The following is a 25,011-nucleotide window of genomic DNA, read 5'->3' on the forward strand; positions in this document are numbered from 1 at the left end:
GTTTAAACTGGTTTATACAACAAAAAAAGATGCTGTTAGAACAGCACCTTTCGACATTTTATATAAGAGTAAAGAATGAATCGTTTCTTAGCTGGCAACCCAGGCAGAGGTTCACTAAGGTTCACTGTATAATTGGCACCTGTTTATTGCTGGCTACCATAAGCGTGAGTCTCCTGCCCTTTAACGCCCGGTCTGATGACAAAAAGTGAGCCCGCATCCGGTGTCTCTTTCAAACGTTCTTCCTTAATCCCTATACGTGCTGTTGTAATGTATAACTCTTCGAGATCCGGTCCACCAAAACAGCAGGATGTTATCTGATCTGCCGGCACCTCGATCTGTTGCAACAGTTCTGATGTATGCGGGTTCCAACGAGTGACTCTTCCTCCGCCCCAGTGCGCAACCCACAGCATGCCCTCACCATCAACCGTCATCCCATCCGGAAAACCGAATTCCTCCGGTATGTGAATGACACTTGTCCGATTTTGAATCGTACCTGCCGTCAAATCAAAATCAAACCGGTCAATAGAACGTGTCGGGGTATCAATGTAATACATGGTCTGCCGATCCGCACTCCAGCCCAGACCGTTGGATGTAGACACACCTTGTACCATTGTGCGAACGGGTTGCCCTTGCTCCAAACAATACAATGATCCGGCTTTGCTCTCATTATTCATGCTCATCGTGCCTGCCCAGAAGCGACCCTTCGCATCACATTTTCCATCATTAAAACGATTGGTATCCTTATCTTGTTCAGGGTCTTCAATAGCCTGCAGCTCACCCGTAAGCAAGTGATACGTATGGAATCCACTGCGTAAAGCAACCACAACTTCGTCACCACGATAGGGAACAACAGCCCCGACATGTTCACCGACATCATAAGCCTGATCCTGCCCTGTAGCTGGATCATACACATGCACCTTGAAGCTTTCAATATCTACCCACAACAATCGATTGTTCTCTGCATCCCAGCTTGGACCTTCCCCCAGTAATGCCGGGGTTTGTACTGCTACAGTTACGTCGCTCATGCCCTCACGTCCTTATTCAGATTTGACGCTGCCTGACCATTCGAATCCGATGGCATCCAAGAATGCTTTGGACAGTACCATATGGCCCGTTGCATCCGGATGTACCCGGTCATAAGTCAGCACAGACGTATAGAAATGATCCCAAAATGGAGCAAATGCAGCCTGTGTATCCACATACACCGCATCATACTCATTCGCTACCCTGCGTACCGCTTCTCCGTAGATATCCATCGTTGCCCGCATCGGGTCTTCCGGATTGGCCTCAAGATAATAAGGCGTCATTAGCACCAGACCTTTCAGGTTGGGACGAACCGAAGCCACCAGTTCACGCAATGTGGATTCATATTCTTCAAGAAACACATGTGAGTCTGTTGACAATGGGTTGTCGAACTGACGCCATACATCATTAATGCCAATCATGATCGTCAGCCAGTCCGGTTTAAGGTCAAGCACATCACGATCCCAACGCTGTTTCAGATCACGAATCGTATTTCCACCATTACCCACATTCTGGACACGCAACATCAATTCCGGATAGATGGACCGCAAGAGGGCATAGACTTGCGCTACGTAACCATGGCCCAGACCTGAACTGCCTTCGCCTACTGGATGTTCCCGACCACAATCTGTAATCGAATCCCCGATAAACAGAAGCTTGTCATTTTTTTGCAATTTCATCGTTATTTTCTCCTTCGCTCCAAGGCGCTAATATAAGAATAATTGATTAATCAGACCGTTAAGTTGTTATCCAATCAGTGATTACCAACCTTGATTCTTGAGCCATGTGAGACACAGATCTGACCATACCCGAACCGCGTGGTTGTCCTCAGCCAATCCAAGTCCATGTGAGCCTTTCTCAAAAACGTGCAAGTCATAGGGGATGCCATGCGCACCCAATGCAAGTGCGTAACGCAAGCTATTCTCTACAGGCACTGCCTGGTCATCGCTGGTGTGCCAGATGAACGCTTCAGGAGCATCCACTCTTACCTGCTGCTCCGCACTGAAAGCCTTGATCTGCTCGGCAGACGCATCAGACCCAAGCAAATTCTCACGGGAACCGGCATGTCCATACGACTCCATCGTAATGACCGGATAACAGAGAATAACTCGGTCCGGGCGTGAACTCTGGCGTTCGATGAGGTCCTCATGATCCGGTTGTCCCTCGTCATACAGTGTTCCCAGTGTTGCTGTGAGATGTCCGCCTGCGGAGAAACCAAGTACTGCAATCTTGGCAGGGTTGATGCCATACTGCTCAGCATGAGCACGAACATAACGTATGGCACGCTGACCATCTGTTATCGGTGCAGGATGCTGGTGAGGCGCCACCCGATAATTCAGGACAAATGCACTTATACCTGCACGGTTCAACAATTCGGCTATTGGAGCACCTTCATGATCAGCCAAAAATCCATAGCCGCCCCCTGGACATACAATGACAGCGCTCTCGGAACCGGGCTGAATAAATGGAATCAAATGTGGCATCTCGTCTTCATGACCCTGGGCTGCATAAGGTGCAGCATGATCCCATAAGGGTATAGTTGTTGTCATCTTCAATCATCCTCTCCAAGTAGAACGGATACATGGGTCCGTTTAAACGTTTTCGAATCTCAGGAATCGATACCATCATAACGGTAATGACCCTAACGCATCAATACCTTCCTGGCATCACTTTTTGATCATTTGGGTACATGTTAGTACAAATTACGGAACTGTTCAGGAGTCACCCCCTCAATCCTGCGAAAAGTTGCTACAAAATGGCTTGCATCGCGAAACCCTACCCTAACTGCAGTTTCCCTAATCGTGGGTCTATAGTCTGCGGTCATGATTTCCTTGGCTTTGCGAATGCGCAGCAAAATGAAATAACTGTAGGCTGTCATGCCAAAGGACTGCTTGAACAAGGTGTTCAGATGTCTGGATGAGATCCCCGTGACGTCAGCCATATGTTCGAGACCAATCTCAGGATTCGCATAATGCTGTTCCATGAATGCAATGAGCGGAGCGAGTCTCTCCACGGCATGAGAGATCGAAGACCGATTGCCGGTCATGCCATGTTTTTTGAGCAAAATCAAAAATCGGTATATATCCGCTGACGCCTCGAGTCCCGACAAATCCTGATCACTTCTGATCGAATCCAGCACTTCCTGGCCGTAATCATTGAACGGACTGCTCTGCTCCCACTGATGCAACGCTGCTTCACCCAGACTAAGTGACTCCAAGATTGCCGGACACTGGGAACCGCCAAATGTAATGTAGAATGTCTCCCACTCTCCTTGGGCGCGCACATATTCATGCGGTTCATTTGGCGGCAGCAAAATACCTGATGCTTCCCCCAGTACGACCGTGGACCCGGAAAACTTGAATTCTCCGGCTCCCTTCACGGTCTGAAGCCAATGGTAACAGGGATACCCGACAGGTCTGGACACCTTCTCCTGATTGCCGTTATAACCTAGGCTCTCAATATAAAGGGGTAACGGCTGATCACGTGATGTCATGAAATATCGTTGATGTCGGGGGGAGATAAACATGGGATGCCTCCTTGGGTATAAGCTGAAATAAACTTCCGTATTCTTATATGAGTCATTACTTTTATTATATTTTAAAAGTCATATGTATCATATAGTATAGGATTATTCTTATACAAGAGGTGAACACATTGATTAGTAACAAACTGCCCAAAATGTTCTACGGGGGCGATTACAACCCGGAACAGTGGGATCACGAAACCCACCTTGAAGACCTGCGCATGTTCCAATTGGCAGGCATTGATATTGCCACAATCAACGTATTTTCATGGGCACTGATTCAGCCTGATGAAGTTACTTACCGTTTTGAAGAACTCGACCAACTGATTAATCGTTTACATGAAAACGGTGTCTATATATGCCTTGCAACAAGCACTGCTGCCCATCCGGCCTGGATGGCAAAGAAATATCCAGACGTGCTTCGTGTAGATGCCGATGGACGCAAACGCAAATTCGGTGGGCGCCATAATTCCTGTCCCAACAGCCCGACCTATCGCAAATACGCTGAGAAGATTGCGGATAAACTTGCCGAACGATACAAGGATCACCCCGCGGTTCTCGTATGGCACATCTCCAACGAATATGGCGGTGAGTGCTACTGTGACAACTGTGAGAAAGCGTTCCGCGTGTATCTGAAAGAACGCTATCAGACTCTGGAACAGGTCAACAAAGCATGGAATACGAATTTCTGGGGGCATACCTTCTACGATTGGGACGAGATTGTATTACCGAGTAACCTGAGCGAACATTGGGGTAACAACAATTCAACGTTCCAGGGAATCTCGCTGGACTACTCTCGCTTCAACTCCGACAGCATGCTGGATTGTTATCTATTGGAATACAATACGATCAAAAAACATATTCCGGACTCCGTTGTTACTACCAATCTGATGGGATTCTTCAAGCAATTAGACTATTTCAAATGGGCAAAATATTTGGATATCGTCTCTTGGGACAGTTATCCTGGTCTCGCAACACCCGTCAGCTTCACGGCAATGGCTCATGACCTTATGCGCGGATTGAAGGATGGTCAACCGTTCATGCTGATGGAGCAAACACCAAGTCAGCAGAACTGGCAGCCGTATAACTCACTGAAACGTCCAGGTGTCATGCGTCTGTGGAGTTATCAATCTGTTGCGCACGGGGCCGATACCATCATGTTCTTCCAGCTTCGCCGCTCCATTGGTGCCTGTGAGAAGTATCACGGTGCAGTTATTGAGCATGCTGGGCATGAGAATACACGTGTATTCCGCGAAGTCGCTGAGCTGGGCAAGGAATTGCAGATCCTTGGAGATACCACGCTGGATGCATCTGTTGAATCCAAAGTAGCGATTGTGTTCGACTGGGATAACTGGTGGGCCATCGAAAAATCAAGCGGACCAACGGTTGCCCTGAACTATGTGGATCAGATCCATAAATACTACGCAACCTTCTTCCGTCGCAACATACAGGTAGATATCGTCAGTGTGGATACGGATTTGAGCAAATACGACATTGTCCTTGCCCCTGTTCTTTACATGGTTAAACCAGGGTTTGCCGCCAAACTGGAGAAGTATGTTGAAGCAGGTGGAACATTCCTGACGACCTTCTTCAGCGGCATTGTCAACGAGAACGACCTCGTGACTACAGGTGGATATCCGGGAGAACTCCGTAAACTGCTCGGAATCTGGGTGGAAGAGATTGATGCTCTGCTACCTGAGCAAAAGAACCGCATTGTCCTCAAAGAAACCTACGGTGATCTTCAAGGAGAGTATGGCTGCGGCATGCTGTGTGACCTGCTGCACAGTGAAGGAGCCGAAGTCATCGCGGAGTATGGAGACGACTTTTATAAAGGCATGCCTGTTGTGACACGTAATACCTTTGGCCAAGGTGAAGCCTGGTACGTTGCATCCGACCCGGATGAGCGCTTCCTGGATGGTTTGCTGGGACAGCTTGCAGCAGCCAAGAACGTAGAATCCTTGCTTGAGACACCAGAAGGTGTTGAAGTAAGCGCACGAACCAAAGACGGCAGACCCTACCTGTTTGTCATGAACCATAACGCAACCACACAATCCTATGATCTGGGAACAACTAAGGCACATGATCTGCTCACCAATCGTGAGCTTTCGGGAAGTGTTGAGATTGAAGCCCGTGGAGTGCAATTGCTCGAAATGAAATAAGCGATTTCGCTTAATTGAAATCATTCGGAATAATATAATGTGATAGAAATTCCCGCGATACAAAGTGTCACATATTCATTCCTTTTATACTTCTTATTGTCTTCAGCGAGGATATTGGTATAGATTTCAGACCTTTATCGTCTTCTGTAAGCCAAAAGCTGCTACTTCCCGTATCCGTCTACACCGGATACGGGTTTTTGGCATGATCTGTGGTCTTTTTGATAGAAGGAAATATCAGTATGCAAAGCGAATTGGACGAGAAACACATTTTAACAAAGCCTGCCGGAACATGCTTGTGAATCCTGATGCTGATCCATTATAAAATAATGAACAGTTGAAAAATTGGTGACACTCATGATGTCACTTATTCGTTGTTACAATAGAAATATAACTACGACATCACTTTCCGGCGGCGCAGATCGAAACGGAGTGGCTGACATGAACAGAACAAATCGGCTTGCTGCCATTGTAATGGCATTACAGCATGGTCACGAAACGGCACACTCATTAGGTGAGAAATTTGAGGTTTCCCGTCGCACGATTCTTCGGGATATTCAATCCCTCTCCGAGATGAATGTGCCCATTATTGCCATTTCCGGTCCGGGAGGCGGTTTCAGTCTTATGGAGGGTTACGTATTACCCCCATTACAGCTGGACCCGGTAGAAGCAGCGACGCTCTTATTCGCTCTTGAAGGTCTAAGTCGCTACGCCGACACACCCTTTCATGAGAAACGCTGGACCCTGATGAACAAAGTTAAGGCTATCATTCCGGATGATATTATGTCGCGAATTGATCCCATGCTCAAACAACTGCATCATCATATTCCAGACCGCAATTACATTCTTCCTCATCTGGACGCACTGCTGGCATGTATACCCGAACACGGGTGGCTTAGTGTGCTGTATCGCTCCGCATCACGTCAGCGTTGGTTGCATATCTGTCCCACACGGGTATATGCTTCCTCTGGCTTCTGGTACTGTGAAGCATATTCCCTCGAACATGGTGAACAGCGTCTGTTCCGGGTTGACCGAATTATCGATGTCAAAGCGATCGAACCACAGGATGCACTGGTGCTTCACGAACAGGCGGAGCAACAGCAGAGCAAGCCGATCCCTCCAGAACAGCCGCCAACCCTGGTTAAGGTACAACTGAGCTATAGGGGAATGATTGAAGCTGAACAGGACGAGCATATTGGTGAAAAGATGACTGAAATTGCCCCGGATCTCTGGGAATTATCATTCCTTTGTCCACCAGGGGAATGGGACTGGGCCGTACGATTCTTTTACCGATTAGGACGTGAAGCTGAAGTGATTGAACCTCTCCAACTTCGCAGTGAGATTCGTCAGCATGCCGAGGAAGTGAGCCGGAGATACCTTGCTTCAACCAAGTCGTAGCTTGACTACACACAAAAAGGAGCCTACTGATATCATGACATATGAAGCCGTTATAACGTACGAAGAAGCAGTACAGCGTATCCAGTCTATAGGGCTGCTGCCTCTGGCACCACTATTTACCGATTATCCTTCTCTGTCATCGCTAACCCCCAAAGAACATTGGCACAAGGATGATGAATTCGATCCTTGGTTATGGCGTTCACGCCTGGCTGAAGAGGGCATTGCTGCATATGGAAAATTTGTCAAAAAGAAAGCGCTTCTTGTCTCATCTGAATACTTCCCTTGGGTACACCGACTGCTTGCCGATCCCAGAACTATCAAGGAACAGTATGAAGCGGGTCTACTCTCCCGTGAAGCGTTCAAACTTCATGCGTTAGTTGCAGAACAAGAAGGCATCGATGGACGTGCCTTGCGATCACAAGCCGGTTTCGGGGCAAAAGAGGACAAAAAAACATTTGACCGTGGACTTCTGGACCTTCAGGGCTGTGTAGCCATTGTGATCAGTGGCACCAAAGAAAAAGAAGGGCTCGCAGAAGGCAAAGTCGCCTGGAACAGCTCCGCATACGAGACTGCTGGTCACTGGATGGAACGTCACGGCATTAAGCCGTTTGAAGGTAGCGTTGCAGAGGCGCGTGAACTGCTGGTTGCTCAACTGCAACAACATGCCTCACCAGCCGCATTATCAAGCATCGCCAAAGCGCTTGGCATCCGTGGAATCTAAATAAAGCCAATCCCGGTTGTAGTGCAAATTTCAACCGGAATTGGCTGTGGTTCACCATATAATGTAACCCAGACGATCAACAGCCCCCATCGACAATGGATTTAGAGAATTACGCCATCCTTGAATATGGCAATCTCCCGGAATCCATGCTGCTCACTGAGTGTGTGTGACCGTCCTGAAGCAATGTCAATCAGCTGGCTGAACAGCTGCACTTTCACCTCATCCATCGTCTGCCCCTCCAACAGCTGGCCTGCGTTGAAGTCAATCCAGTGTTTTTTGCGATTCGCCAGATCGGATTGGGTCGCAATCTTGACGGTAGGTACCGGACCTCCGAAGGGAGTCCCCCGCCCTGTTGTGAAGAGCACAATATGTGCACCCGCCGCAGACAGTGCCGTTACAGACACCAGGTCATTACCCGGTGCTTCTACAATGTTCAGACCGGTTTGAGTTACACGTTTGCCATAACGTAGAACGTCGACTACGGAAGAACGTCCTCCCTTTTGCGTACATCCAAGTGACTTTTCCTCTAGCGTTGTGATGCCACCAGCCTTATTCCCAGGTGAAGGATTCTCATAGATGTTCTGGCCATGGTTCACAAAATATTGCTTGAAGCCGTTCACGAGGTCCACCAAATCGTGAAATACCTGCTCATTGGCAGCCCGGTTCATTAAGATCGTCTCCGCACCAAACATCTCCGGAACTTCCGTCAGAATAGCCGTACCCCCGGCAGCAACCAACATATCAGCAACTGCACCGACCAGCGGATTGGCTGTAATGCCAGATAAACCATCGGAACCGCCACACTTCAAACCAATTTTAAGTTTACTGAGCGGAAGCGGCTGCCGTTGTTCATGTTCAGCGATCTCCACAAGTTCTTCCATCAGTCGAAGCCCTTCCTCAAGCTCGTCATCCGTTTCCTGTGCTTTGAGAAACCGTACTTTACCGCGGTATTCCGGAGCAATACACTCACGGAATTCATCGACCTGATTGTTCTCACAGCCCAGACCGATGACGAGCACGCCTCCTGCATTCGGATGCTCCACCAAGGAGGCCAGCAACTGTTGTGTATACTTCAGATCATCACCAAGCTGTGAACACCCGAATGGATGCGGAAAGTGAAATACACCATCTACCCGGCTTCCAAACTGGGACTGCCCCATACGTGCCAAAGCTTCACAAACTTTATTGATACATCCAACCGTATTCACAATCCAGATCTCATTACGAATACCTGCGTCACCATTGGGGCGCAAATATCCATCAAATGAGCGCAGATGTTCCGGAGGCATGTCCGTCTGAACCTGCGCGCCCGGCTGATACTCATATTCAAGCAATCCGTGCAGACCCGTCTTCAGGTTGTGACTATGAATCCAGCTTCCCTGCTCAATCTGCTCTTGGGCAATCCCGATGGAGAAACCATACTTCATCACATCATCACCCGGTGCCAGGGTATGAACAGCAATCTTATGCCCTTTGGGCACGTCATCCAGCAAGGTAAAAGAAACACCGTCTGGCAGGGTAATGCATTCTCCTTTCGCATAATCCCGAAGCGCTATAATGACATCATCCTGTGGTTGAATGGCAATCCAGTCATTGATTGTACTTGTTGTGTTCATTTCCCTTCACCTTCCAACAATCCGATTTCACGAACAAGTGCTGCACGCAGCCCTTCTCTTGCATCCAGATTTTCGCCCCAGATCAGGGTATCTGACAACACAGCCGCTACCCGGTTATCCAGTTGGTTCTGATCCCTGTTAAGCGTGTCATAACCGTCCCAGTGTGCAGCCAAAGTAGCCAGGACATCCGGGTCATCCCGCAGCAGAATGTCCTCTCCATTCAGTCTTTGTGCCTTGTAACCTTCTGGCGTATTTACCGGACGATAGAGACACAATAATCCAGCAAACCCTTGAATTAAACGTTCTGGCCAACTTCCCTGATTTTGCTCGTAAGACAATAGTGTTGGCAGCACACGCACCTTGAATTTTCCGATCGTATTCAAAGCAATATCTTGCAATTTGTGATCAATATATGGGTTAAGGAACCGTTCGAACACTTCTTCTGCATACTGGTCCAGCTGATGATCGGGCATATCCAGAGCAGGCACGATCTCCTGATGCACAGCTTCCCTGATCCATGAGCCAAAATACGGATCTTCCATCGTTTCTCTCACATGCTGCTTACCTTGCAGAATGCCGAGGGATGACATTAAGGTATGTGACCCATTCAAAATACGAACTTTGCGTACCTGAAAAGGCTTCAGATCTTTCACCCAATGTACATTGAGACCTGCCTGCTTGAGAGGAAGTTTTTTGTCCAATGATTCATCACCCTGAATGGCCCAGAAATGATATGGCTCTGCCGTATTAATCAACTGGTCCTCATACCCCCAGCGATTCGTCAGGGAATCGGCTTCCTCCTGGGTCGGCGCACCTGTTACGATTCGATCTACCAGATTGTTCAAGAAGTGATTATGGTTCTCGATCCATGAGCGGAAGCCTTCCGAATACCCATAATCCTCACTATGACGGAGAACACAACTGCGAAGCACGTCACCATTGCCTTCAAGCAGCTCGCATGGCAGATGAATCAAACCTCTGGATGGATCACCATCAAATTTCAAATATCGCTGATGCAGGAAAACTGTTAATTTCCCCGGAAATGATTGGACGGGTTCACCCTCGATATAGTCCGCATACGTATATTTCAATCCTGATTCGGTTGTATTGGAAATAACGAACTCAAGTGAAGGCAGTTCCGCCAAGTTCAGAAAGGCATCCCATTCCTCATACGGATTGATACACTGTGAGAAAATGGAGATCAACTCTGTCCGCTCAACCGGCTTTCCTTGAGACAGCCCACGCGTAATCATCGTATATAATCCATCCTGATCACGAATCTGCTCCAGCTTGGCTTTGCCTCCCGGTCGTGGTTGGGTAACAGCTACACTTCCATGGAATTTGCCTTGTCTGGCACTCTCATGAAGCATCCAGTCTGCAAATCCCCGCAAGAAATTACCTTCTCCAATCTGCAAAACCTTCACGGGACGCTCCATAATCTCCTTGCACTTGCGCTGACCATCGCTCCCCAGTAAATTCAGCTTCAACCTTGGCCGTTTCGTGCTTGCCGACATGGACACTCACCTCATCGATTATTTGTACTGTCGGAATGCAGCTCGAAGGCTCTGCACCCTTTTATTGTAAACGCTTTAAATTCATTGTATCATCAATAAAAGGAAATTAAATTGCTTATATTGCGGTAAATATACTCTCTCATGACCAGGTATAACATCTCGTTGAAGACGATCGTCTGGAAAGGAGTCTTTATGGAACGTTCACCTGTTCGTACGACTATTCAAGCAGAATCCGGTATTCCGTTCCGCCTGGTGTACAGCGATACCAAATCCCCTCAGAACGAATTGCCAGATCACCTTCACGACTGGCATGAAATTATCTATGTATATCGGGGTCAGGGAAGCATCTTTATTGATACGGGACTTGAGAATATGCAAGAAGGAGATCTGTTCATTATACCGGGCAGCACGGTTCACCGAGCCTTGCCGGATGCAGGCAATCCTGTCACATCTTCCGCATTGTTCTTCAGCCCGGGCTTGCTGGCATCGACCGCTGGAGGCGCTGCTTCTTCCTTGCTAAGCCTGTTTGAACGTTGTCGTAAACAACGCGTGTATAAGAGGCATCTGAACACAGAGGAGCAATCACAGGTGGCCGCCCTCATTGATAATATTCAGACCGAATTCCAGCTCGGTCATCATCTAAGCGCACATGCGGCCCTGTTAAGGCTGCAACTGTTGCTCATTTTTCTGGAACGTCTGGAAGCTGCGGGACCTGCGAATCCGGGTAAATCCGCTCCAGGTCCCTCATGGCTCTCTTCTACGATCTCTCATATTGACGATAACCTTCGGAATGGCCTGTCCCTCCCTGAACTGGCGCAGCACGCCTCTGTATCCCCTGCCCATTTCAGTCGTGCCTTCAAACGATACACGGGAATGACTCTAACGGATTACGCATTAGCACGAAGGGTCATTATGGCGAAAGAGCATCTGGTGCAAGGTGATGAGACGATGGCAGCCGTTGCCGATGCTTGCGGGTTCGACAGCCTGCCCCACTTTTACCGTCAATTCAAAAAATTAACCGGTACAACACCCGCAGCATACCGCAGAACCATGAACAGTTCTCGTTAAAATAGAACCAGACTGGAACATAGGTGCCTGGGCCTAATCATATATATCCACATATTCTTCCATATGGAAGATGTGGTATGATAATCTGGATTATTACTTGTCGGAAACATTGCATTCCGTTGTCAGAGGAGCTTAGCATTCCATGTTAAACGAATTGAATCGCAGGAATATTGGTATCTTCGCCCATGTGGATGCGGGGAAAACAACCACCACCGAGCATATGTTATTTGAGAGTGGTGTCGTCCGCAGTCCGGGACGTGTAGATGACGGAACAACAGCCACAGACTCCCTGGACATTGAGAAAGAACGTGGCATATCCGTTCAGGCAGCCATGACCTCTCTGATCTGGAAGAACACCATCATTGACCTCATTGATACGCCTGGTCACATTGATTTTAGCTCCGAAGTAGAGCGAACGCTAAGGGTAATGGATGGCGCTATTCTCATTCTGTCGGCAGTTGAAGGCATTCAGTCCCAGAGTGAAGCCATCTGGCATGCCCTTCGTTCACTTCGCATCCCAACCATCATTTATATTAATAAAATGGATCGGATTGGCGCGTCTGCCCCAGCGGTAATGGAGCAGATTCGTTCCACCCTGTCCCCTTTCGCATGCGAAATCCAAGCGTATCAGCTCCATGAAGATTCATTTCATGGCATCGACTCCCTCTGGAACCCGAATCAAGATTCTCTGTCAGATGGCACACCTTCCATTCCAGGTCTGGTAGAGATACTTGCCGAGCTGGACGAAGAGGTCATGGAAGCCTACATCCAGGAGACTCCGTTATCGCAAAGGGATCTGAATGAAGCATTCCTGCGGTATGTGCATCAGGGTGAGATATTCCCTGTGTGTTATGGGGCTTCCGGCAAAGGAATTGGCGTCACGGCATTGCTGGACACGGTTCTTGCATTTCTTCCTCCACCTGCACAACCAGTGGACTCTCCCGTATCCGGTGTTGTGTTCAAGATTGAACGTGACCGTACGATGGGACGCACGGCTTACGTCCGTATGTATGCTGGCAGCTTACACAATCGGGATACCATCCATAATTCGACGCGGGAGCTTGAAGAGAAAGTGACGCAGATTCGCCGCATGGATGGACGGAAATGGGCGGATACCGGTGCCGTTCACGCGGGGCAGATTGCTGCGCTGTACGGACTGAGTGATACACATGTGGGTGACATTATCGGCAATCCTGAGGGTGTACCTCCTCTGCCACAGATGGCTGTACCTTTGCTGACCGTACAAGTACATGGCAAGGACCCGGCACGTTACCCCGATCTTGTTGCAGCATTGCAAGAGTTGACGGATGAAGACCCCTTACTCGACCTGCAATGGTTGCCGGAGGAACGAGAACTGCATCTCAAGGTCATGGGAACCATTCAGCTTGAGATTTTATCCAGCCTGTTGCTGAGTCGTTTCGGATTGGATGTCGTGTTTGATCCGCCATCCGTCATCTATAAGGAGACACCCCGTACAGCCGGAGAAGGTTACATTGCCTATACGATGCCTAAGCCCTGCTGGGCCATCCTCCGCTTCAAGATTGAACCTTTGCCTCGCGAAAGCGGTCTGATCTATGCCTCAACCGTAAGGACAGAAGATCTGCTGTTACGTTATCAGAATGAAGTTGAACGACGAATTCCGGAAGCCTTGTCTCAAGGTATGCTCGGTTGGGAAGTAACCGATCTGCGCATCACGCTGGTGGAAGGGGAACATCATGTCTGGCATACACATCCGCTGGATTTTGTTGTAGCCACGCCTATGGGAATCATGGATGGATTGTCGAGAACAGGTACCACGTTGCTGGAACCCCTTCTTCAGTTCCGGCTGACGGTCCCGGAGGAATACGGCGGTAAGGCCCTTAGTGATCTGGTACATATGCGGGCAACCTTCGAAGCCCCCGTCATCGGTAGCGGACGTTGTATTATTGAAGGAGTTATGCCTCTTGCCACCTCAATGGATTATCCGGTGAAACTGCGTTCCGAGACCAGCGGCCGCGGAGTGCTTACGACTTCGTTTGCCGGATACCAAGATTGTCCTGCGGATGTGAATCATACGCGCAAACGCAGAGGAGTTAACCCGCTGGATCAGTCGAAATATATTTTAAGTGTACGAAACGCGATTACATCATAAATGGAGTTGAACCTGTGCTTATTAAATTTCTTATCTTTGGCCTTTTATGGCGGATTGTAGGTAATCCGTTCATAGCCATCCTGATTTTACTCGTTATACTGTATTTCCTGGATCGTCGTTACGTTGGGGTGTTCCCAAGCTTCACGAAACCTCTCAAACGTATGCGTAACATCTCACGGCTTCGGCAACAGCTTGCCATGAGTCCTAATGAAGTTTCTTCCAAGCTGGAACTGGCTCGCCTGTTAATTGAGCGCAAGCGTTACAGTGAGGCACATGCGTTATTGCTTGAACTGGAACGCCCATACGAGCAATCGGCTGAGTACTGGGAGGCATTAGGAACAACTGAGCTTCATTTGGGCAACATCGAAAAAGGCGAACGTCATATTTTGCAAGCCCTCGAGATCAACCCCAGAGTCAAGTACGGACGCCCGTACCTAACCCTTGCTGGAGCCTTCAAAGATACGCATGAGGACAAAGCGCTGGATTATGTGCATCAGTTTCAGGAGATTCATTCCTCTTCCAGTGAAGCCTATTATCTGCTCGGTTCGGTTCACCGTTCCCTTGGGCGCAATGCAGACGCGAAGCAGGCATACGAGCAATCGTTGAACGTTTATCGTTCGTTGCCCAAATACAAAAAACGTCAGGAGCGCCGCTGGGCTGTCCGCAGTTGGTTCCGCAAACGTGGATTGTAATGTCATTCGCTATACGCTGTAATCTTCATATATCACTTTTCTAACCAATAAAAGTGCACTGATCTCTGCCCTCGTATGAGCAGTACCAGTGCACTTTATTTTTAATAACGATATTAATACACCAATATCTCACGCAGTCGTTCTTCATGAAGACGCATCCAGTCGATCCGCTGTTTCAGCTTCACAATCTGCTCCACAGCCACTTCCGGCTCATCTGTACCCTCGAACATCCGACTGATGAAATGCATGACCACATCCAGACTACGCAGTAAAATCAATCGAGGTATAGCCAGCAACTCTTCCGGTTTCAGGCTGACCTGTTCCCGAAATCCCCTGATCAGTCCCTCCTGTGCCTGCCACATCCAATCTTCACTCTTGTCCATGGTAAGGAGGTCAGACATCGGAACAGCCAGCTCCATTACCCGCAAATCCCATGTCGCAAATTCAAAATCCAAAATGGCACAGATTCCACCATCCTGCTGATCTACCAATACATTCGAGGCATTCACGTCCCCATGAACCAATTGATGCGGCAGATGTTCCATACCCCGCAGGGCTTCAAACAGATCTGGCAGCGCCTCTCTCAGTTGCTTCAACTCATTTGTACATGCGGCCAATTGCTCCGGCGGCGATGTGCATAACTGTAATAATCGTTCTTGTGAACAGAGCGGATACGCATCCTGAATTCGATAGTATGGTGGATACACAGGTTCAAGTGGTATATCCAGCGTAGCCATAACAGAAGACAGGGCCCCCGCCGCTTTACCGAGCCCTATCAATTGATCTGGTGTGTGCCAGATGGGATTGACGCCTTCCCTATAATGAAACAGAGTCACGATTTTGGTATGACCAGTGAGGGTATCTTTTACACGAAGGAATGTACCTCCCTCACCAGATAACCGCCTTACAGGTGAAGGTGTATCAAGCTTAAAGTTCGATCGTTGAAGGGCTGCCAGCACCTCGTGTTCAAAGGTAATTTTCATCGGATCATTATGTGTTTCATATTGTCTCATGACGTAATTAGTCCCGTCTACATGGAGCATGTAAGTAGAATTATTCATCCCACCCTTTCCACGCTCGCCTTTCCAATCCGATGTAAAACCATATAAGGCCAACACTTCGGATATACGCTGCTGGTCTGAAGGATGGAGGGAACCGGAATCGATGTTTTGCACCAAAAATTAACCCCTTTATCTCACAAAATGGAACTGTCTTTTATTTATCTTAAAGGAAGTCCATCGCTTGGTCTAGTTCTGTTCCAAAGTGATCAAGAGAACGGATAATATCCCGTCCGATTAAGCTGCTCCGCAATGACACGATACCCTCTTGCATTGGGATGCACTCTGTCCCAGAACAACAGTTCACGTTCACGACCTTCAAACCTGTCATACACCTGAGCACACGCATAGTTGCCTGATCCCGCTCCATTCAAAAACGAATTATATTGGCGCACCCAGTACGCAGCTTCCGTCGCTTGTGGATACGGGTTGTACAATCCGATGGATCGGACCATATACTCATGGTTGCCCTTTAACTGCCGAATGTGCCGCATGATCTGGGATACATTACTGCGGGTTTCTCCGAGCACCTGTGTCATTTTGCTGGCATTTGGAATACCATTACTTGCTTTAAACGTACGAATCAGATCATTCCCGCCAATGGATATGGTAATGATATCCGCTTCACGGAGCGATTGCCGCACTCGGGGATGCGAAGAGATCATCTGCAACATTTCCCCCGACGTCAGTCCATTCACGCCCATATTTTCCATGGATACAAACGTACGAACATTCATTTCTGCCATTCGCCGATATAAAGGAACAAAGCCGGTGCCCAGCAACGCTCCTGTACCTACCGTTAATGAATCTCCTATAGCCACATATCGATATACCATCCCGTCGCCCCTCTCTGCTGTGATTTCTCTGAACAATAATGAACTGCTCTATATCTTATGATGAGTGGCAAGACAAGGCGCGGGATGGTGTCCTTAGGCATGCACCTTTCTTTTGCATAAAACTATTTTTCTTCTCTGTAGAGGTAAAAAAAGAAAAAAGCCCTGCCGCATAACGCGGCAGAGCCTGATCCATTGCAATGCATTACATGCCTATGGTCCGATCCGAATCAACGGAATCTGATTGTTCCTTGTTCGGGAACGGCCACCAGTTGGCCCGGCCAAACATCTTCACCATCACTGGGACGAAGAATGGCAGGAACAGCAGAGAGTACAAGATCAGTCCGCTAAGGACTACTGTGGCAATCTGCATCATCGAGAGAACACCGGATGGATACATCGCAGCAAATGTACCGCTCAGAATGACTGCGGCAGATAGAATAACGGTGCCCATGTTCTTCATCGCGTACAACATCGCATCCTGTACTTTCATACCTTTGTTCTCATTGAAACGGTCCATCAGGAAGATGCTATAATCCACACCAAGTGCAATCAGCATAACAAATCCGAAGAACGGAGTAACCCAGCTAATGCCTGCGAATCCGAGGATATTAACAAAGATCACTTCGGTTAACGCCATCGATGTGAAATAAGCCAGTAATAAGGAAACAATCAGATACAATGGCATAATGACCGAGCGAAGCAGCACGACCAGAATAATGAATGTACCTGCCAGCATCAACATTACAGTACGTGTATAGTCGTTATTCGAGATCTCCTGCAAATCTGCGAACGTGCTGGTAACGCCACCTATGGCTATGTCTGCTTTTTCAAGCGTACTGCCTTGTACCGCGCGATGTACTGCCGCCTCAATGTCAGGAACACGATCAATGGCTTCTGTTCCGTATGGATTTTCGGCGAAAATAACATCAATCGTCATCGTTTTCCGATCTTCAGACAGATACGTATCAAATACCTGTGTGAAGTCTTTGCTGTTCAGTGCTTCATCAGGAACGTACCAGCCTGCCAGATCGGAATCTGGTGAATTTTGCAATTGCGTCAGGTAGTCCTGCGCTGAATCCAGTCCACCGGATACCTGTTTAATACCATCGACACTTTGATTCAGTCCATCTGTCAGTTGTGTCAGCTGACCACTCAGATCCGAGAAGCCTTGTTGGATTTTCTCCTGACCACCCTGAAGCTGGCCAAGTCCATCCTGAATGGAAGGAATTTCACTAATCACTTTACCCTGACCATCTGCAGCCTGTTTGAGACCGGATTGCAACTGACCGATTCCCGTTACAATCTGGCCCAGGCCATCGGCAAGCGCCTTTTGTCCGGCTGCTGCGGAGGCAAACCCTTCATTGGCCTGATTAATTCCAGCAGCGGCTTCCCCAAGTTTGGTCTTAATCTGACCCAAACCTTGCGCAAGCTGCGCTGTGCCAGAACCTGTTTCTCCAATCGTACCTTTGATACGCTGGTAATCAGCATCTTGCTGCAATTCAGGATAACGCTCTTCAAGTGCTGTGAAGGATTCGGACAGACTGGTTAGAGCTGTTGAAACCCCGTTCAGCTGTTGTTCCAGTTCTCGGGTTCCATCCCCCAGTGCAGCGACCCCTGCTCCCGCCTGACGATAGGCTTCAAGCAACTGATTGTTCGCCTGCGCAAGCTGATCTGCACTCGTTTTGGCTTGCTGAAGTCCGGCTTTCAGATCACCCGCACCTGCGGAACCGTCACGAATACCTTTTTCAATCTGCCCTAGTCCCTCACTGAGTTGCGTGATACCCGATTGCAACTGGGAGGTTCCTTTGGTAAGTTCACCTGCTCCATCAGCAGCTTCTTTTAACTGTGGTTCATTTTTACTTAGCTGACTGCTGGCTTCACTCAGTCCATCACGGATTTTGTCCAGACCCGTCTTGCCTTCACCCAGTCCATCCGATAATGTTCCCACTTGCTGTGTAACTTCAAAATCTTTAATCTCATCACCCGTAGGTCGTGTCATACTACGGACACCAGAGACTCCGGCTACTTTCTCTACTTCCCGGCTAATTTTCTCGGCAACGGCCATATACTTTGCATTATCCATCTCTTCATCGTTCTGGATGACGATCTGACCCGGCAGCGATTCACCCGGACCAAAGCTGTCAGAGATAATGTTAAATGCTTTTACGGAATCATATTTCTCGCCAATCTCATCGAGACTGTTGAACGACAGTTTGCCATCGTAGGTTGCCAGAAGAGGCACACAGACAGCTGCAACGATGAGCAGCGCAGCCCATGGACGTTTAAGTGAAAAGCGACCAGCTGCACCATAGATCTTGCTCTCGGCATGTTCAAGTGAACCCTTCGACGGCCAGAATAACTTCTTGCCTAACACCGCCATAAAGAATGGCACGATGGTCACCAAGGCAAGCATCATCACAGCAATACCTACAGCTACGGCAACCGCAGAGCGGTACAACATAAACTGGGCAAATCCGATCGCAATGAATCCAACCAGCACAGCTAGTGCTGAGAAGAGTACCGTTTTACCGGCAGTACGATAGGTGGCAATGATGGCATCCCACGTATTCTCATGATGAGCCAGTTCTTCCTTGAACCGACTGATCAACAGGATGCAGTAATCCGTACCAATCCCAAACATGACGGCGACCATAAAGATCTGTGTAAATGTGGATATCGGGAAGTCCATCCCATCCACCAGAAATGCAACAATCTGTTGCGATACAATGTAACTGATCCCCACCGTCAGTAGCGGGACAAACGGAGCTACAAACGAACGGAAGACCAGGAACAGAATGAGTAAAATAAAGACAACGGTAATATATTCCGATTTCTTAAGCCCCTCTTGGGAACTTTCAATGGTGTCCTCATCAATCAGACCTTTACCGGTTATGTAGTGCTCCACATTGACGGACTTCAATGCTTCATTCAGGTCTTCCCGCATTTCCTTGACCGTACGATCTCCCTGATCAATGGATAGCGATGTTAGAATCGTTTTTCCGTCAGCTGAGATCATCTTCTCGGACAGTTCAGGCTGAGAGAAAGGTTCCAGAATGGACAGAATACCGAGCTTCTCCTTGTCGGCCTCCAATTGCTTAACGGCCTTCTCTGCCTCTTGTTTCCCCGTGGTGCCCAGCCCATCGGGATTATAGAATACAAGGGCGATCTGGCTCCCCTGTTGTTCTCCTTTTTGTGCTGCAGCTTCATTCAGAATCGCTGCTGCCTGGGTGGAAGAGTACCCTTCCGGAACCGAAAACTGTCCCTTTTCCCGAATCAGTTCACTCATGTTAGGGGCGGTAAACATCAACACGGCAGCTACAACAACCCATAGCCCCATTAACCACCATCTTGCTTTTAGTATCGTTCTCATTCGTTCTCCCGTCCTCCTTCATGCGATAGCAAAGCTGCAAGCTTCTCAAAAGATTCAATGAAAATCCGGACTTCTTCCGGTTTAAAATGAACCAGATACGGCTCCAGAATCTGCTGTATTTCCTGTTCTGTTTCCTTGTATACCTGTCGTCCGGTATCCGTCAGTGTCAGATATACAACGCGGCGGTCACGTTCATCCCCGGCCCGATGGACCAGATCGCGATCCACCAGCTTGTTGACCAAAGCGGTAATGCTGCTCTTACCTATACACAAAAGCTCTGCAAGATCAGAGGGCGTGCAGAAAGGTTTCTCTTCAATCAGACGAAGTGCGCAGAACTGATCGGTCGTTATGGTCTGCCCCACTTGTTCACGTATCCGCGTATCAAACCGCTTATTGACCATAAAGGAAGCATCCAAATAGCGGTTCACCAAACTTTTTGCATCCGGTGTACTCATTCTTCATTCTCCTTTCCCAAATCTATATAGTTCACTTGACGAACTATTCTTCTGTGAAACTATTCTATAATGAAACAATCTTACAAAGCAATACTTTTTTCCTGCTTTTTTGATGAAAACGACAAAAAAACAGGACGTCCGACTCAGCTCATTGCCAAATCCAACATCCTGTACTGATGATAATCCATATATTCCTTAAAGTAATAAAAGGCCTCTGTGCTACTCTTCGTCTGTATCTTCCTCTTTTTCAAGCACACAACGGAATCGCTCCACACCTGGGTATAATTCACCCAGACTATATACCACGAACCCCGTATTCCGATAAAACTCGACGGCTTCCAGTTCGGTCTCCGCAATCAGTCTATCAGGATTGTATGTTGCCAACAGTTGTGAGATCATACCACGTCCATAATTTTTAAAGCGGTTTTCAGGCAAAACCGAGATATGATGAATGGTAACCTCACTTGTTCCTGTCTTCTCATATCCAATCAGACCGATCAATTGTCCCTCATCTTCGTAACCGCCCATTTGCAATTCGTCTTTCTCTACATATTGTTGCAACGCACGGTTCAAGTGATCCGGATCAGGAAAAACCGAGTAGGACAACAGCTCCTGTACTTCCGGCTCCTGTATGCGTGATTTCAGATTAATTAACACCTTAATTCCTCCTATACCTTGCTTGTTTCCGTTATCGTATTGTAGTCGTTAGCCTCTAAAAGTTCAAGTCGTGTGCCGATTCAGCTCCGATACCCTCCAGCACATTTTGCTCAGCATTGGTATCGTGATAACGATTGCAACCATTCTTTTGTACATAGGATAAAATCTTCCCGTTCTGATCTGCGACAGCCACACGCGTGTGACTCCCTCCTCCATCCATCCCTATTACATATGTATTCATCCTTAACGATCTCCCTTCAGACCACACATTAAGAGGGCCGGGTCCATTGTCAGGTCCCGGCAGAGAATTTATTGCTTTTGCACAGCGAAACGAAGCAGTTCACAACGAAATTGTGTCGGTTCATCATACTTTTCCTCTTCAATCGTCTGTGTAACATGTTCCTGAAGCAGAATATTCCAGCCTTTGTAGGCATCCTCCAGTATAGCAATCGCCTCGGCTGTGGGCAGGTTCAACTCAATTAATGGTTCAATCTCCTTGCCTGTATTGATTTCTTTCTCCTCCACATTGGTACTCATCGTAATACAATGAATGCCCCCTGTACGAGTTCCGGCCTGTAACCGGTCTATCGCTTCCATGAAGGCTTGCTTATTTGAGACATGTTCCAGACAAGAACATGCAGCAATATAATCAAAATAGTTTGGCTCCACAGCATAATGTTCAACATCTGCTTTCACTGCCTGCACGATATGATCAACCTGATATTCTTTCGCATACTTGCGAAGTCCGTCTACGGCCTCATCCAGCAAATCCACACCGATGACTTCACTCTTCGTTTTTGCAAGGCGCTGTGCAATCGGTATCGTATGCCTTCCCACTCCGCATCCCAGATCGAGGACACGCAATTCCTCCTTGTGAGCAAGTAGACGTTCCAGCATATCCATCACCATAGGCATGGGCCTCGACATCCAGGTACCGGAGGCGAATAATTCATTATTCTGATAGAAATTGGAATGATAACCTGCCTCTGCTTTTCGCGCAGCCTCAAATTGTTCGTTTCCCATCAAGATACCCCCATCGTTTAGTAAATGATTTGCATCTTCTACTTAATACCCAGATTGTCACAAAAAAATCAATTAAAAGCAGGCGACAGATTTTTCTTCATAAAGGATTCCAGTGCCGCCTCATATCCGGTGCGATCGACTTGAAACGCTGTACCATGACCCGCACGGGGGACGGTCAGCAATTCCTTTTCGGTTGGGCAGGCTTCATACAACCTGTACACCATTTCCGTTGGTACAAACGTATCAGCCTCTCCGTGGATGAATAACACGGGAACGTTAACTTTGGCAAGCTGCTTGAGAGCCGAAGCCTCTCTAAAGGAATACCCTGCTTTCCACCGGGAGATCAGACTTGTGACAGGTATAAACGGAAATGCAGGTAGCTTGTATAATTGCTTTAACTGGAACGTTAGTTCTTCTTCCACAGATGTATACGCACAATCAGATACAATGGCTTTAACCTGAATCGGCAGGACTTCACCACCTGTCATCAGTACGGTTGCTCCTCCCATGGATATGCCGTGCAATATGATTTCCCCTTGTGTACCCACTTTTTCAAGCACCCAGTTCGTCCATTGGACATAATCCTTACGATCTAACCAACCAAAACCGATGATATCACCTTCACTCTGTCCATGACCTCGATCATCTGGCATGAGTACGTTATAACCATGCTTTTCCGCATAAAACCGGGCGAATCCAGCCATTTCTCTGCCTCTCCCCGAATAACCATGTGCCAGAATAACCGTCTGGTTCGACCCTTTATTGGAACCGAGCCATGTACCATACAGTTTTAATCCATCATGTGATTGAAGAGATATCTCTTCTGTAGGCTGAGCATCCAGCCACTTCAGGTCAGAAGCACTGCTAATGATTTCATTGTCCGGTTCAGGCATCAGATTTGGATTATCTACCAAAAACGTTTTTGGTGTACGGCGAATGGCCGTTTTGAAAAAATAAAGCCCTCCTGCCCACAGAAGAGCAAGAAAGATCAGTACCAGTGCTGCAAGTACGTAGAATAACATGAACGAGCCCTACCCTCTTTCCTCATTAAGATATGTTCAATCTTTACTTACTCGTTGCAGTGATGCACATGCGGCTTGATAGGCGGGTAACAAAGCATCCAGCAAAGGTTCTGCTTTCCGTGATTGACCTTCCTTCGCGAACTGCTCTATCTGAGCAAACAAAGTTGATAAATAACGAATCCCCAGGCTCAAACTCCCTGATTTCAGATCATGGGCTACCTCGGTTGCAGCAACATGGTCACCGGACACAATATGTCTGCGTAGCACCTCAATTTTGCCAGGTGTATCGGTACGATACATGTCCAACAACATACCAAGGAGTGTACGATCGCCATCGGTGTTTAATTCCGCAATTTCATGTACGATGCTCATATTTAGTACCTCGGTCGGTTCGGAAGATTGCTGCCACTTCTCGATCATCTTACTCAAAATTTCCAGCGTGAAGGGTTTGCCAATAAAGTCATTCATCCCGGCTTCCATACACTTGTCTTTCTCTCCCTGCATGACATTACCTGTCATTGCAATGATTGGTGTGGTATGGCGCATTTCATCCATTTCTATCGAGCGGATTTTGCGTGTTGCCTCCAAACCGTCCATCACTGGCATCATATAATCCATGAGAATCAAACTGTATTTTTTGCTGAGAAAAGCAGCTATTGCCTCTTCCCCATTCACTACAGCATCCACTTGGTTTATTCCCAGTTTTTTGAGCTGCAACATAACAAGCTGCCGGTTGATGACATTATCATCGGCCAGCAATACAGATACAGGAGGAGCTTCATCATCCATATCCTGCCCCTGATGCTCTTGAGCGGAAGCAACAGACTGGTTACCGTCTTTCTTACCAAGTGTAAGTTCGAACCAGAATGTTGATCCTTCACCCTCCTGACTGTCTACTCCAATCTGACCTTCCATCAGTGTAACGAGCGACTTGCAGATCGATAATCCAAGGCCCGTTCCTCCATACTCACTTGAGCGTCCTCGTTCAGTCTGCACGTAGGGTTGAAATAACTGTTTCTGATCTTCTTCCGAGATACCAATCCCCGTGTCTTCGACTTCAAATCGGATCATTTGTGTAATCTCATCATCTTTCATAAGGGTGACTCGTACCCGCACTGTACCTTCTGATGTGAATTTGTTCGCATTCTGAATTAGATTGATCAGTATCTGTGTAATCCTCGTTGAATCCCCTTCAAGAAGAGTAGAGATTCTGGGGTCACAGTCTATCGATAACTGATTTCCGTTCTTTCTGACTTGGGGTTCGAGCAAACGAACAATATAGTTTATCGTCTCTTGAAGATCCACTTCTCCCAGTTCAAGTCGCATCTGCCCCGCCTCAAGTTTGGACAGATCCAGAAGATCCTGAATCAGCTTAAGCAGCAGTTTGGCAGCATCCTGTATAACGGAAACGGAATTTTCCTGTTCTTCAGACAATGGAGACAACTTGAGCATCTCAGCCATCCCCAATATGCCATTTAATGGCGTACGAAAATCATGACTGATGCCTGCAATAAATGCGATTTTTGAATCACCTGCATCTACTGCTTGCTGACGTGCAGCTTCAAGACTGTTATTGTTCTTCGCAAGCAGACGCTGGAGTGTCACCAGTTCATTATTCATATCCGAGAATTCCGTAAGTGTCCGTTCCTCTTGCTCTTTACTCCGGATCATCTGATCTGATAACTGCTCAATCGTTCTGCGTAGCCTCTGTATCTCTCCGCTCTCATTAGACATCACAACATCCCTC

At 47.8% G+C, this 25,011-nt stretch carries 21 protein-coding genes; 6 read left to right on the top strand and 15 right to left on the bottom strand.

What is annotated here, in order from left to right:
- Positions 1-143 precede the first annotated feature (143 nt).
- The 4 genes from MHB71_RS14150 to MHB71_RS14165 all read right to left on the bottom strand — a co-directional run bounded on the left by MHB71_RS14150 (position 144) and on the right by MHB71_RS14165 (position 3,550).
- Positions 144-1,025: an SMP-30/gluconolactonase/LRE family protein gene (locus tag MHB71_RS14150; protein WP_340029953.1), complete on the bottom strand. Its 882-nt coding sequence runs from the start codon at positions 1,023-1,025 to the stop codon at positions 144-146.
- Between the two features lie 12 nt (positions 1,026-1,037).
- Complete coding sequence (locus MHB71_RS14155; protein WP_100529368.1) at positions 1,038-1,703, bottom strand: SGNH/GDSL hydrolase family protein; 666 nt, start codon at positions 1,701-1,703, stop codon at positions 1,038-1,040.
- A gap of 81 nt (positions 1,704-1,784) precedes the next feature.
- Positions 1,785-2,573, bottom strand: a complete 789-nt coding sequence (locus MHB71_RS14160) for an alpha/beta hydrolase (RefSeq protein ID WP_340029955.1) — start codon at positions 2,571-2,573, stop codon at positions 1,785-1,787.
- A gap of 143 nt (positions 2,574-2,716) precedes the next feature.
- Positions 2,717-3,550, bottom strand: coding sequence for an AraC family transcriptional regulator (locus MHB71_RS14165; RefSeq protein ID WP_074094530.1), 834 nt, complete (start codon positions 3,548-3,550; stop codon positions 2,717-2,719).
- A gap of 128 nt (positions 3,551-3,678) precedes the next feature.
- Here MHB71_RS14165 and MHB71_RS14170 point away from each other — a divergent pair, with 128 nt between their 5' ends.
- The 3 genes from MHB71_RS14170 to MHB71_RS14180 all read left to right on the top strand — a co-directional run bounded on the left by MHB71_RS14170 (position 3,679) and on the right by MHB71_RS14180 (position 7,822).
- Positions 3,679-5,706 carry a beta-galactosidase gene (locus MHB71_RS14170; RefSeq protein WP_340029958.1) on the top strand — a complete coding sequence of 676 codons (2,028 nt, stop codon included), beginning with the start codon at positions 3,679-3,681 and terminating at the stop codon, positions 5,704-5,706.
- 438 nt (positions 5,707-6,144) lie between these two features.
- Complete coding sequence (locus MHB71_RS14175; protein WP_076326841.1) at positions 6,145-7,101, top strand: YafY family protein; 957 nt, start codon at positions 6,145-6,147, stop codon at positions 7,099-7,101.
- A gap of 34 nt (positions 7,102-7,135) precedes the next feature.
- Complete coding sequence (locus MHB71_RS14180) at positions 7,136-7,822, top strand: hypothetical protein (protein WP_340029960.1); 687 nt, start codon at positions 7,136-7,138, stop codon at positions 7,820-7,822.
- A gap of 101 nt (positions 7,823-7,923) precedes the next feature.
- Here MHB71_RS14180 and MHB71_RS14185 read toward each other — a convergent pair whose 3' ends face one another.
- Together MHB71_RS14185 and MHB71_RS14190 are read right to left on the bottom strand one after the other, a co-directional pair.
- The gene (locus MHB71_RS14185; RefSeq protein ID WP_179086417.1) at positions 7,924-9,438 is read right to left on the bottom strand and encodes an altronate dehydratase family protein; all 1,515 of its coding nucleotides are present in this window, start codon (positions 9,436-9,438) and stop codon (positions 7,924-7,926) included.
- Positions 9,435-10,952 carry a tagaturonate reductase gene (locus tag MHB71_RS14190; RefSeq protein ID WP_036609504.1) on the bottom strand — a complete coding sequence of 506 codons (1,518 nt, stop codon included), beginning with the start codon at positions 10,950-10,952 and terminating at the stop codon, positions 9,435-9,437. Before MHB71_RS14190 ends, MHB71_RS14185 begins: the two co-directional genes overlap by 4 nt.
- 192 nt (positions 10,953-11,144) lie before the next feature.
- On the opposite strand from MHB71_RS14190, the gene MHB71_RS14195 reads away from it, so the two are divergent.
- The 3 genes from MHB71_RS14195 (at position 11,145) to MHB71_RS14205 (ending at position 14,843) form a co-directional block, all read left to right on the top strand.
- Positions 11,145-12,020, top strand: coding sequence for an AraC family transcriptional regulator (locus MHB71_RS14195; RefSeq protein ID WP_340029961.1), 876 nt, complete (start codon positions 11,145-11,147; stop codon positions 12,018-12,020).
- Positions 12,021-12,162: 142 nt separating this feature from the next.
- Positions 12,163-14,151, top strand: a complete 1,989-nt coding sequence (locus tag MHB71_RS14200; protein ID WP_340029963.1) for a translation factor GTPase family protein — start codon at positions 12,163-12,165, stop codon at positions 14,149-14,151.
- A gap of 14 nt (positions 14,152-14,165) precedes the next feature.
- Entirely contained in the window at positions 14,166-14,843 is a 678-nt protein-coding gene (locus tag MHB71_RS14205; protein WP_026081149.1) for a tetratricopeptide repeat protein, read from the top strand.
- 113 nt (positions 14,844-14,956) lie between these two features.
- Here MHB71_RS14205 and MHB71_RS14210 read toward each other — a convergent pair whose 3' ends face one another.
- The 9 genes from MHB71_RS14210 to MHB71_RS14250 form a co-directional block, all read right to left on the bottom strand.
- Complete coding sequence (locus tag MHB71_RS14210) at positions 14,957-16,018, bottom strand: phosphotransferase (protein ID WP_340029964.1); 1,062 nt, start codon at positions 16,016-16,018, stop codon at positions 14,957-14,959.
- A 92-nt stretch (positions 16,019-16,110) separates the two neighbouring features.
- Complete coding sequence (locus MHB71_RS14215) at positions 16,111-16,737, bottom strand: GDSL-type esterase/lipase family protein (protein WP_017689264.1); 627 nt, start codon at positions 16,735-16,737, stop codon at positions 16,111-16,113.
- 202 nt (positions 16,738-16,939) lie between these two features.
- On the bottom strand, positions 16,940-20,107 hold the full coding sequence (locus MHB71_RS14220) for an MMPL family transporter (protein WP_100529362.1): 3,168 nt from the start codon (positions 20,105-20,107) through the stop codon (positions 16,940-16,942).
- Positions 20,104-20,562: a MarR family transcriptional regulator gene (locus MHB71_RS14225; protein ID WP_339198846.1), complete on the bottom strand. Its 459-nt coding sequence runs from the start codon at positions 20,560-20,562 to the stop codon at positions 20,104-20,106. The genes MHB71_RS14220 and MHB71_RS14225 overlap by 4 nt, the downstream gene beginning before the upstream one ends.
- A 219-nt stretch (positions 20,563-20,781) precedes the next feature.
- Positions 20,782-21,219, bottom strand: coding sequence for a GNAT family N-acetyltransferase (locus MHB71_RS14230; RefSeq protein WP_036609514.1), 438 nt, complete (start codon positions 21,217-21,219; stop codon positions 20,782-20,784).
- Between the two features lie 55 nt (positions 21,220-21,274).
- Positions 21,275-21,460 carry a hypothetical protein gene (locus MHB71_RS14235; protein ID WP_211081698.1) on the bottom strand — a complete coding sequence of 62 codons (186 nt, stop codon included), beginning with the start codon at positions 21,458-21,460 and terminating at the stop codon, positions 21,275-21,277.
- 68 nt (positions 21,461-21,528) lie between these two features.
- On the bottom strand, positions 21,529-22,242 hold the full coding sequence (locus tag MHB71_RS14240) for a class I SAM-dependent methyltransferase (protein WP_340029967.1): 714 nt from the start codon (positions 22,240-22,242) through the stop codon (positions 21,529-21,531).
- A 68-nt stretch (positions 22,243-22,310) separates the two neighbouring features.
- Positions 22,311-23,264 carry an alpha/beta hydrolase gene (locus tag MHB71_RS14245; RefSeq protein WP_036670264.1) on the bottom strand — a complete coding sequence of 318 codons (954 nt, stop codon included), beginning with the start codon at positions 23,262-23,264 and terminating at the stop codon, positions 22,311-22,313.
- 36 nt (positions 23,265-23,300) lie between these two features.
- A complete protein-coding gene (locus MHB71_RS14250; protein ID WP_340030177.1) occupies positions 23,301-24,998 on the bottom strand; it encodes an ATP-binding protein in 1,698 nt (565 codons plus the stop codon).
- Between the last annotated feature and the right edge of the window lie 13 nt (positions 24,999-25,011).

It is taken from the genome of Paenibacillus sp. FSL H7-0940, from assembly GCF_037979415.1.
Taxonomy (GTDB): Bacteria; Bacillota; Bacilli; order Paenibacillales; family Paenibacillaceae; genus Paenibacillus; species Paenibacillus amylolyticus.

Excerpts from the sequence above, each read along its gene's own strand:
- MHB71_RS14150 (WP_340029953.1), bottom strand. The coding sequence starts at position 1,025 with ATGAGCGACGTAACTGTAGCAGTACAAACCCCGGCATTACTGGGGGAA.
- MHB71_RS14155 (WP_100529368.1), bottom strand. The coding sequence starts at position 1,703 with ATGAAATTGCAAAAAAATGACAAGCTTCTGTTTATCGGGGATTCGATT.
- MHB71_RS14160 (WP_340029955.1), bottom strand. The coding sequence starts at position 2,573 with ATGACAACAACTATACCCTTATGGGATCATGCTGCACCTTATGCAGCC.
- MHB71_RS14165 (WP_074094530.1), bottom strand. The coding sequence starts at position 3,550 with ATGTTTATCTCCCCCCGACATCAACGATATTTCATGACATCACGTGAT.
- MHB71_RS14175 (WP_076326841.1), top strand. The coding sequence starts at position 6,145 with ATGAACAGAACAAATCGGCTTGCTGCCATTGTAATGGCATTACAGCAT.
- MHB71_RS14180 (WP_340029960.1), top strand. The coding sequence starts at position 7,136 with ATGACATATGAAGCCGTTATAACGTACGAAGAAGCAGTACAGCGTATC.
- MHB71_RS14185 (WP_179086417.1), bottom strand. The coding sequence starts at position 9,438 with ATGAACACAACAAGTACAATCAATGACTGGATTGCCATTCAACCACAG.
- MHB71_RS14190 (WP_036609504.1), bottom strand. The coding sequence starts at position 10,952 with ATGTCGGCAAGCACGAAACGGCCAAGGTTGAAGCTGAATTTACTGGGG.
- MHB71_RS14195 (WP_340029961.1), top strand. The coding sequence starts at position 11,145 with ATGGAACGTTCACCTGTTCGTACGACTATTCAAGCAGAATCCGGTATT.
- MHB71_RS14200 (WP_340029963.1), top strand. The coding sequence starts at position 12,163 with ATGTTAAACGAATTGAATCGCAGGAATATTGGTATCTTCGCCCATGTG.
- MHB71_RS14215 (WP_017689264.1), bottom strand. The coding sequence starts at position 16,737 with ATGGTATATCGATATGTGGCTATAGGAGATTCATTAACGGTAGGTACA.
- MHB71_RS14220 (WP_100529362.1), bottom strand. The coding sequence starts at position 20,107 with ATGAGAACGATACTAAAAGCAAGATGGTGGTTAATGGGGCTATGGGTT.
- MHB71_RS14225 (WP_339198846.1), bottom strand. The coding sequence starts at position 20,562 with ATGAGTACACCGGATGCAAAAAGTTTGGTGAACCGCTATTTGGATGCT.
- MHB71_RS14235 (WP_211081698.1), bottom strand. The coding sequence starts at position 21,460 with ATGAATACATATGTAATAGGGATGGATGGAGGAGGGAGTCACACGCGT.
- MHB71_RS14240 (WP_340029967.1), bottom strand. The coding sequence starts at position 22,242 with ATGGGAAACGAACAATTTGAGGCTGCGCGAAAAGCAGAGGCAGGTTAT.
- MHB71_RS14245 (WP_036670264.1), bottom strand. The coding sequence starts at position 23,264 with ATGTTATTCTACGTACTTGCAGCACTGGTACTGATCTTTCTTGCTCTT.
- MHB71_RS14250 (WP_340030177.1), bottom strand. The coding sequence starts at position 24,998 with ATGTCTAATGAGAGCGGAGAGATACAGAGGCTACGCAGAACGATTGAG.